At 71.7% G+C, this 7,892-nt stretch carries 9 protein-coding genes; 5 read left to right on the top strand and 4 right to left on the bottom strand.

Annotated elements, in window-relative coordinates:
• Positions 1 to 15: 15 nt before the first annotated feature.
• The gene (locus tag ABZT18_RS30960) at positions 16 to 1,686 is read right to left on the bottom strand and encodes a DUF885 domain-containing protein (protein ID WP_354997862.1); all 1,671 of its coding nucleotides are present in this window, start codon (positions 1,684 to 1,686) and stop codon (positions 16 to 18) included.
• A 130-nt stretch (positions 1,687 to 1,816) separates the two neighbouring features.
• Here ABZT18_RS30960 and ABZT18_RS30965 point away from each other — a divergent pair, with 130 nt between their 5' ends.
• Positions 1,817 to 2,794 carry a DMT family transporter gene (locus ABZT18_RS30965; protein WP_354997863.1) on the top strand — a complete coding sequence of 326 codons (978 nt, stop codon included), beginning with the start codon at positions 1,817 to 1,819 and terminating at the stop codon, positions 2,792 to 2,794.
• Between the two features lie 18 nt (positions 2,795 to 2,812).
• Here ABZT18_RS30965 and ABZT18_RS30970 read toward each other — a convergent pair whose 3' ends face one another.
• Positions 2,813 to 3,886, bottom strand: coding sequence for a PHP domain-containing protein (locus tag ABZT18_RS30970; RefSeq protein WP_354997864.1), 1,074 nt, complete (start codon positions 3,884 to 3,886; stop codon positions 2,813 to 2,815).
• Positions 3,887 to 3,904: 18 nt separating this feature from the next.
• The gene (locus ABZT18_RS30975; RefSeq protein ID WP_354997865.1) at positions 3,905 to 4,669 is read right to left on the bottom strand and encodes a peptidoglycan DD-metalloendopeptidase family protein; all 765 of its coding nucleotides are present in this window, start codon (positions 4,667 to 4,669) and stop codon (positions 3,905 to 3,907) included.
• Positions 4,670 to 4,739: 70 nt separating this feature from the next.
• Between ABZT18_RS30975 and ABZT18_RS30980 the strand changes: the two genes are divergently transcribed.
• From ABZT18_RS30980 to ABZT18_RS30995, 4 genes are all read left to right on the top strand, one after another.
• Positions 4,740 to 5,126: a hypothetical protein gene (locus ABZT18_RS30980; RefSeq protein ID WP_354997869.1), complete on the top strand. Its 387-nt coding sequence runs from the start codon at positions 4,740 to 4,742 to the stop codon at positions 5,124 to 5,126.
• A gap of 112 nt (positions 5,127 to 5,238) precedes the next feature.
• Positions 5,239 to 5,406, top strand: coding sequence for a hypothetical protein (locus ABZT18_RS30985; protein ID WP_354997866.1), 168 nt, complete (start codon positions 5,239 to 5,241; stop codon positions 5,404 to 5,406).
• A 117-nt stretch (positions 5,407 to 5,523) separates the two neighbouring features.
• A complete protein-coding gene (locus ABZT18_RS30990; RefSeq protein ID WP_355253142.1) occupies positions 5,524 to 6,051 on the top strand; it encodes a tRNA adenosine deaminase-associated protein in 528 nt (175 codons plus the stop codon).
• A gap of 145 nt (positions 6,052 to 6,196) precedes the next feature.
• Positions 6,197 to 6,643 (top strand): nucleoside deaminase, encoded by a 447-nt coding sequence (locus ABZT18_RS30995; RefSeq protein ID WP_354997870.1) that lies wholly within the window; start codon positions 6,197 to 6,199, stop codon positions 6,641 to 6,643.
• A gap of 93 nt (positions 6,644 to 6,736) precedes the next feature.
• On the opposite strand, the gene ABZT18_RS31000 is transcribed toward ABZT18_RS30995, so the two are convergent.
• The gene (locus ABZT18_RS31000; protein ID WP_354997960.1) at positions 6,737 to 7,474 is read right to left on the bottom strand and encodes a hypothetical protein; all 738 of its coding nucleotides are present in this window, start codon (positions 7,472 to 7,474) and stop codon (positions 6,737 to 6,739) included.
• Positions 7,475 to 7,892 lie beyond the last annotated feature (418 nt).

The raw sequence follows: 7,892 nt of genomic DNA on the forward strand, positions 1-7,892 counted from the left end.
GAAAGCGTCAGCGGCTCAGAGCCGGGCCAGCGCCTGGCGCAGCGGGTCGAGACCCAGCGCGCCCAGGTCCAACGCCTGCCGGTGGAACTCCCGCAGGTCGAAATCCGCGCCCTTGCGGGCCTTGGCGTCCTCGCGGGCCTGGAGCCAGATCCGCTCACCGACCTTGTACGACGGTGCCTGCCCCGGCCAGCCCAGATAGCGGTTCAGCTCGAAGCGCAGGTTCTCGTCGGGCACCCGGCAGTGCGCCCGCATGAACTCCCAGCCCAGCTCGGGCGTCCACCGCTCGCCCGGGTGGAAGCCGAACGGGTTGTCCTTCGGGATCTCCAGCTCCAGGTGCATGCCGATGTCGACGATCACCCGGGCCGCGCGCATCGCCTGGCCGTCGAGCATGCCCAGCTTGTCGCCCGGGTCTTCCAGGTAGCCCAACTCGTCCATCAACCGCTCCGAGTAGAGCGCCCAGCCCTCGCCGTGCCCGGAGACCCAGCAGAGCAGCCGCTGCCAGCGGTTGAGCAGATCGGCCCGGACAGCGGTCTGCGCCACCTGGAGGTGGTGACCCGGCACGCCCTCGTGGTAGACGGTGGTCACCTCACGCCAGGTGGAGAATTCGCTGATGCCCTGCGGCACCGCCCACCACATGCGGCCCGGGCGGGAGAAGTCCTCACTCGGGCCGGTGTAGTAGATGGCACCGTCGCTGGTCGGGGCGAGGCAGCACTCGATGCGACGGACCTGCTCCGGGATGTCGAAGTGGGTGCCGTGCAGCTCGGTGATCGCCTTGTCGGCGAGCGCCTGCATCCAGTCCCGGAACGCCTCCTTGCCCTGGATGGTCCGGGCCGGGTCGGCGTCCAACGTGGCCACGGCCTCGTCGACGGTGGCGCCGGAGCCAGCGATGCGCCCGGCGACGACCCGCATCTCCGCCTCCAGGCGGGCCAGCTCCGCGAAGCCCCAGGCGTACGTCTCGTCCAGGTCGACCTTGGCGCCGAGGAAATACTGCGAGGCCAGCTCGTAGCGCTCCCGGCCGGCGGCCTGCTTGTCCCGACCGTACGGGGCCATCTCGGTACGCAGGAACTGGCCGAACTCGGCGGTCGCCGCGGTCGCCGCCGCCGCACCCCGACGCAGCTCCGCGCCGAGCGTGCCCTCTGCGCCCAGCCGCTCGACCAGCCCGTGGAAGAAGTTGTCCCCGGTCGGGTCGACCCAGATGTCGCACTGCTTGGCCACCTCGACCAGCTGCACCTTCGAGCTGATCTGGCCGGCGGCGAGCGCCTCGCGCAGCGTGGTCTTGTAGCTGTCCAACGCGCCCGCGAAGCCGTTGAGCCGGGCGGCGACGTTGGCCTGCTCGTCCGTGGTCGCGGTCGGCATCAGGTCGAACACCATGCGGATGTCGTGCAGCCCGCTGGTGATCACGCTGACCTCGCTGGTCACCTCGCCCGCGTCGTACCGGGCCAGGTCCAGGCCGAGCCGTTCCTGCATGGCCTCCTTGGCGGTCCGTTCCGACTCGGTCGCCGGCTCGGTCACCTCCAGCTCGGAGAGTGTCCGGCGGGTGAGGTCCGCGCGCGCCCGGTAACCATCGGGCGAGAGGTCGTCGAGTTGATCGTCATGGCCGGCAATGCCGACGAAGGTCGCGCCGGTGGGGCTCAACGGCGCCCACTCGGTCACATATCGGTTGGCGAGTTCATCAATTCGTCCCACGCTGCGACCCTACGTGACCACCCAGCCCCCGTGTCGACGACGTTTGTCGTGTTAAAGCCACAGGTTGGGGCACGGTGCGACGTCCGAAAGACGCGCGACTTTGTCGGACGGCTACGGCAGAGTGTCAGGGGTGACCACCGATATCACTCCTGACAAGGCGCCGGTCCGATCCTGGCTGCCGGGCTTCGTCGCCCTCGCCGCGATCTGGGGTTCCAGTTTCCTCTTCATCAAGGTCGGGGTGGCCGAGCTGCACCCGGTCCAGCTCACCCTCTACCGCGTTGTCGCTGGCGCGTTGACCCTGTTGGTGGTCCTCGCCATGCTGCGCGATCGGCTGCCCCGCGAGCCCCGGGTCTGGGCGCACCTGACTGTCGTCGCCGCGTTCGGGGTGGCCGTGCCGTTCACCCTCTTCGGCTACGGCGAGCAGCGGGTCGAGTCGATGCTCGCCGGCATCTGGAACGCCACCACGCCGCTGATCGTGCTGCCGCTGGCGGTGCTGGTCTTCCGCACCGAGCGGCTGACCGTGCGCCGCGCGGTCGGGCTCGGGCTGGGCTTCCTCGGTGTGCTGGTGGTGCTCGGGGTCTGGGAGGGCATCGGCGGGGCGCACTTCACCGGGCAGCTGATGTGCTTCGGCGCGGCGGCCTGCTACGGCGTCGCCATCCCGTACCAGAAGCGGTTCGTCGCCGGCAGCGCGCACTCCGGTCTCTCGCTCTCTGCCGCGCAGCTGCTGCTCGCCGCCGGGCAACTGGCCATCGTCACCCCGTTCGTCGCCGGCATGCCGCCGCTGCCCACCGAGTTGTCGGCGGGGGTGGTGGCAAGCGTGCTGACCCTCGGCGCGCTCGGCACAGGTCTCGCGTTCGTCATCAACATGCGCAACATCCGGGTGGCCGGTGCGAGCACCGCCTCCACGGTCACGTACCTGATCCCGATCTTCGCGGTGCTGATCGGTGCCGTGGCGCTCGACGAACGGCTCAACTGGCACCAACCGGTCGGCGCGCTCATCGTGCTGCTCGGGGTCGCGGTCTCGCAGGGCGTGTTCGGCCGCAGGAAGCCACTCCCCGTGGTCGGCGTTCCCGCCGTGCCAGCAGCCGAGCCGGCCACCCAGCGCTGACCCACGCCGCGCCGCCGATCAGCGCCGATCGTGCGTCCAGGCCACCAGTTGCTCCGCCGACCAGGTGTTGACCACCCGGTCGGCGGAGACGCCGCAGAGGGCGGCCCGCTCGCAACCGAACCGCTGCCAGTCGAGTTGACCGGGCGCGTGCGCGTCCGTGTTGATCGCGAACCGGCAGCCGGCCTCCAGGGCACGACGGATCAGGCGTTTCGGCGGGTCCTGCCGTTCCGGCCGAGAGTTGATCTCGACGGCGGTGTCGTGTTCGGCGCAGGCGGCGAAGACCGTGTCCGCGTCGAAGTCACTCTCCGCCCGGGTCCGGGCGCGGTGCCCCCGGTCGCCCGGCCCGGTCACCCCGGCTGGGCGGGACGACACCATCCGGCCGGTGCAGTGGCCGAGGATGTCCAGGTGCGGATTCGCGACCGCGGCCAGCATGCGCCGGGTCATCTTCGACCGCTCGTCGTTCAGGCCGCTGTGCACCGACCCGACCACCACGTCCAGCTGTGCCAGCAGCTCATCGTCCTGATCCAGCGAGCCGTCGGCGAGGATGTCCACCTCGATCCCGGTGAGGATCCGGAAACCCTCGGGCAGCGCGGCGTTGACCTGCGCCACATGGTCGAGCTGCCGGCGCAGCCGATCCGCGGTCAGCCCTCGTGCCACCTTCAGCCGTGGCGAGTGGTCGGTCAGCACCATGTACTCGTGGCCCAACTCCACCGCGGCCAGCGCCATCTCCTCGATCGGCGAGCCGCCGTCGGACCAGTCCGAGTGGGTGTGACAGTCGCCCCGTAGGGCGGCGCGCAGCGCCGTCGCCTCGGCGTCCAGGTCGCTGCCCTCGGTCGCCACCAGCCGGCGCAGGTAGACCGGCTCCTCACCGGCCAGCGACTCCACCACGCAGCGGGCCGTCACGTCACCGACCCCGGCCAACTCGGTGAGCGTGCCGTTGCCGGCCCGCTCGGTCACCTCGGCCGCAGGCAGGCCGGTCAGCGCCTTCGCCGCCGACCGGAACGCGCGGACCCGATAGGTGGCCTCGTTCGCCCGCTCCAGCAGGAATGCGATGCGGCGCAGGTCGGCGATGGGGTCCCGGGCGCTCGTCACGTCAGGGAGCCTTTCACGTCAGGGAGCCTTCGGGCAGCCGTGTTTGCGTTGCCACGCGGTGACCTCGGCGGCCGGCTCCCGATTGCCGCCGCGTCGCCAGGAATCCAGGTAACGCGTCGGCCAGAGCACGCCGCGTCGGATCCACCAGCCGTCCTTGCCCGTGCACGGCGGGGAGATGCCGAAGTGCACGTGACAGACGTTGTTCGCGTTGCCGGTGCGCCCCACCTTGCCGAGCTGCTGCCCGGCGCGGACCCGGACGCCGGCGTCGACACCGCTGGCCACCAGGCTCAGGTGCGAGCCGTAGTAGCGCACCCCGTCATCACCGAGCAGGGCGACCGACAGGCCGCCGTTGTCCGGACCCTGCGGACCACGCTTGGTGTACCGGTCGACGCGACTCACCTCCAGCACCGTCCCGTCGGTCACCGCCACGAACGGCTCACCGCAGTCGGCGAAGAGATCCGTGGCCGGGTACGCCCCGTGCGTCGGGTGATAGTCCACGTTGTCTGCGCGTACCGGAAAGACATGCCGCAGCCCGGCGCGGGGTGCCGTCGCCGACGGCCCGGCCGACGACGGCACCGGGCCGGCCGGGCCGGTCGCCGTCGGAGTGGCCGACGGCGACGCCGGTTGGTCGGCGGTCGCCCAGACCGCCGGCGGTGTCGGCGCGGCGCCGTCGGGCGGCACCCCCGGCCGGGTGGTCGCGCAGCCGGCGGCCAGCACCGGGGCCAACAGCAGCAGAATCGGGTACGCCGGACGCACGCGGCGGCCGATCGTCGGCGAGGGCATCCGGTCATCCTGGCAGAGCCGGTACCGTGGGCACGAGCGGCGCGCGTGAGGGGAGGCAGCGACGGTGACCATCGCCCGACCCGAGCCTGGCCCGGATCCCGGTGCCGCCGCACGCTCGGCGGCGCGACTCCCGTCGGGGCTCTTCCCCTCCGGCCCCCCGCCTCGCCCGACCTACCGCGAACCCCACCCGATCACCGGCGGTGGTGTCGCCGCCGGCGGCGGGGCCGCGGCCGGCTGGCTGCTGCTGTTCGGCCTGCTCGGCACCGATCTGGCCAGCTACGCGTGGTGGACGGTGGTGGCCGGCATGCTCGCGTGGTTGACGGCCCTGGTGCTGGTCCGCTACGGCGACCGCGGGGTTGCCACCGGGGTCGCCATCGTCACGGCCGGTGGCTGGAGCATCGCCGCCGCCGTGGTGGCGGTTCGCTGGGCCACCAGTGGTGACTGGCCGCTGTGGTGACCAAGGGCCGGCAGGCCCCGAAACGGCTACCGATGACTGCGCCGCGTGCCCGGTTGGCTGCGTAGCGAACGCCGTCTTGACGTGGCCGCCGAGACTCGGCACGCTCGGCACTATGGCCTGGACCAACCCGCGACAGGACCCCGATCGCTGCCGCCGACGCCTGCAGTTGCTGGCCGAGTTGGCGGGCGCCCGGGCGGTCCGCCAGCGCAGCCGACCGCAGCGGCAGCGCACCGAGCGTCTGCGCCAGCTCATCGCCACCCGCCGACGGGTAGCCGGCTGATCCGACTTTGTCAGGAATGGCCGGCCCTTCGGGGCGTTGACCGGTCGCCCGCCGACCCGACCGGCTAACGTGCACGCGTAACGAGTCGACGCTGTGTCGAGGGCTATTGGGGGGACCGTGTCGTACTTCGCTGCGGCCGTGGTGCGCGACGACAGTGGCTGGACCGCCGCCGAGGTCAGCCTGCGTGGCGCTACCGACATCGATGAGGTCGCTGACCGGTTGCGTGACGTCGACCAGGAGGCCGACGTGTCGCTGCTCTTCGTCGAGGCCGACGACGCATACCTGGTGGTCCTGCGTCTCGACGAGGGCGAGGACCTGCGGGTGTTCGGTTCGGACTCGGCGTACGCCGAGGAGTCCCAGCTGGGCTCGCTGCTGGTCGGTGACCTGAAGACCTCGGTCACCGGGCTCGACGGCGACGAGGAACCACGCTCGGTGACCACCGGTGACGAGGAGAGCGAGCAGCCCGTCGTCGACCCGGAGGCGGACCCGGTGGGTGATGCCGATCTGCTGGCCAACCTGGGCATCTCCGCACAGAAGCTGCTGAGCCTGTGCACGCACGACGGGATGCTGCCGGCGGAAGTCACCGCCGAGATCTGCCAGGTGCTCGGCTGCGTCGACGAGGTCGAGGAGCTGCGTGAGGTCTGAGCCGGCCGACGCCACCGATCCTGCACTGGAGACGATCCGGCCGGGGCAGCCGACCCCCGGTGCGGTGGAGCGCGCCGGGCCAGGCGCCCACGAGGACTTGGCCGACCTGGGCGAGGTCGGTCGGCGACAGCGGCACGAGTCGTGGATGCGCCGCGCTCTGGAGGTCGCCGTCACGGGCCCGGCCGGCGCTGCCGCAGGCGCCACCGACGTGGACGACGTGCCGGTGGGCGCGGTGCTCTACGGGCCGGACGGGACCGAGTTGGCCATCGGACGCAACGAGCGGGAGTTGACCGGCGACCCCACCGCCCACGCCGAGGTGCTGGCCCTGCGCCGAGGTGCCGAGCAGGCCGGCCGGTGGCGGCTGGACGGCTGCACCCTGGTGGTCACCCTCGAACCGTGCACCATGTGCGCGGGGGCGCTGGTGCTGGCCCGGGTCTCCACCGTCGTCTTCGGCGCGTGGGAGCCCAAGACCGGCGCTGCGGGATCGCTCTGGGACGTGCTGCGTGACCGCAGACTCAACCACCGCCCCGAGGTCTACGGCGGAGTGCTGGAGGCCGAGACCGCAGCCGTCCTGCGCGCCTTCTTCCGCTAAACGCCCCGCCCGCGCCCCCCGCCCCTCGCGCCTCCCCCCGCCCCGCCCCCCGCCCCGCCCCCCGCGCCCGCTCGCGCGCCCTGGCGCGCCGATCTAGGGCATATCATCCTGAGTCGATCTCTGCGGGCGATGATTAGCCCTAGATCGGCGGGCGGCGGTGATGGTGGAGAGAATCGTTTGGGGGGAGTGGTAGAGATCCGCAGCGGTGAAGTAGCGCATCGCCCAGCCCTGTTGCTCCAGCCAGTTGTGACGGGATCGGTCCTGTCGCAGACGCTGGTGGCTGAGGTGGGAGGAGCCGTCGTATTCTGCTGCGATCATGCGATAGGGGTCACCGAGGTCGAGGCGGCAACGGACGCGCCCTGCGGCGTCGCGCACCGGCAACTGTGGCACGAAATCCTTGATGCCAGCGTCAACCAGGAGTAGCCGGAGGTGGGTCTCCTGCCTGCACTCGGCTCGTCCGTCCGCGATCGCCACCAATTCGCGAGCCTGTCGCACACCACGTAGACCATCGTGCCGGCCCACCTCGACGAGCAGTTCCTCCTGCGTCACTGCACCGGCGAAGAGCGCGGCGTCAAGGACCGGCAGTGCGTCGAGCCGGGGAAGCGTACGGGCGAGATCAACGGCGACTCGGGACGCACATGCACAGGGAAGACTAAGGATGAAAACGGGCGGACCGGCCCGCAGGACTGTCTGGTGCGAGGTAATCCCTCGCCGTTGCGGGAAGGGGCTTCCCGCAAGCGTGAGCAGGTGAATGTTGTCGCTCGGTACAACCCCGAAGCCGTGGAGTTGGGCAGCGGTGTGGAAGCCCAGCACCGCGTCCGGGTTGTCCATCAGCGCGGCTCGGGCCCGCCCCCACAGTCCGGGCGAGTCCGGGCCGGAGATGTACCTGCCGTGGCCCGGCCGGTGTAGCCGCCCTCTGTTCGAGCGCCAACTGATCGCTCCCGCCGACAACCCAGCACTCAGGAGTTGACGGTAGCGAGTCGGCTGCTGGTCGATTGGAATCCGCCAGGTTAGCTCCGCCGCCTGCGAGTAAAGGTCCACGGCGGCGAACGTTGCCCCCGCTCACCGTCGCCGCGCTCGCCCGCTGCCGCATCCTGTGGACAAACAGCCGCCCTGTGGACAGCCCCCACTCGCCCCACCCATGTGCTACCGCCCCCCCCCCCCCCCCCCCCCCCCGGCGCGCCCCCCCCCCCCCCCCCGCGGGCGCCCCGGCGCCGCGGCCGGGGGGGCGGGCGCCGCCGCGGGGCGC

Origin of the sequence: Micromonospora sp. NPDC005291 (assembly GCF_040607415.1) — a bacterium.
Taxonomy (GTDB): domain Bacteria; phylum Actinomycetota; class Actinomycetes; order Mycobacteriales; family Micromonosporaceae; genus Micromonospora.

Excerpts from the sequence above, each read along its gene's own strand:
- ABZT18_RS30985 (WP_354997866.1), top strand. The coding sequence starts at position 5,239 with ATGGCCTGGACCAACCCGCGACAGGACCCCGATCGCTGCCGCCGACGC.
- ABZT18_RS30975 (WP_354997865.1), bottom strand. The coding sequence starts at position 4,669 with ATGCCCTCGCCGACGATCGGCCGCCGCGTGCGTCCGGCGTACCCGATT.
- ABZT18_RS31000 (WP_354997960.1), bottom strand. The coding sequence starts at position 7,474 with ATGGACAACCCGGACGCGGTGCTGGGCTTCCACACCGCTGCCCAACTC.
- ABZT18_RS30995 (WP_354997870.1), top strand. The coding sequence starts at position 6,197 with ATGCGCCGCGCTCTGGAGGTCGCCGTCACGGGCCCGGCCGGCGCTGCC.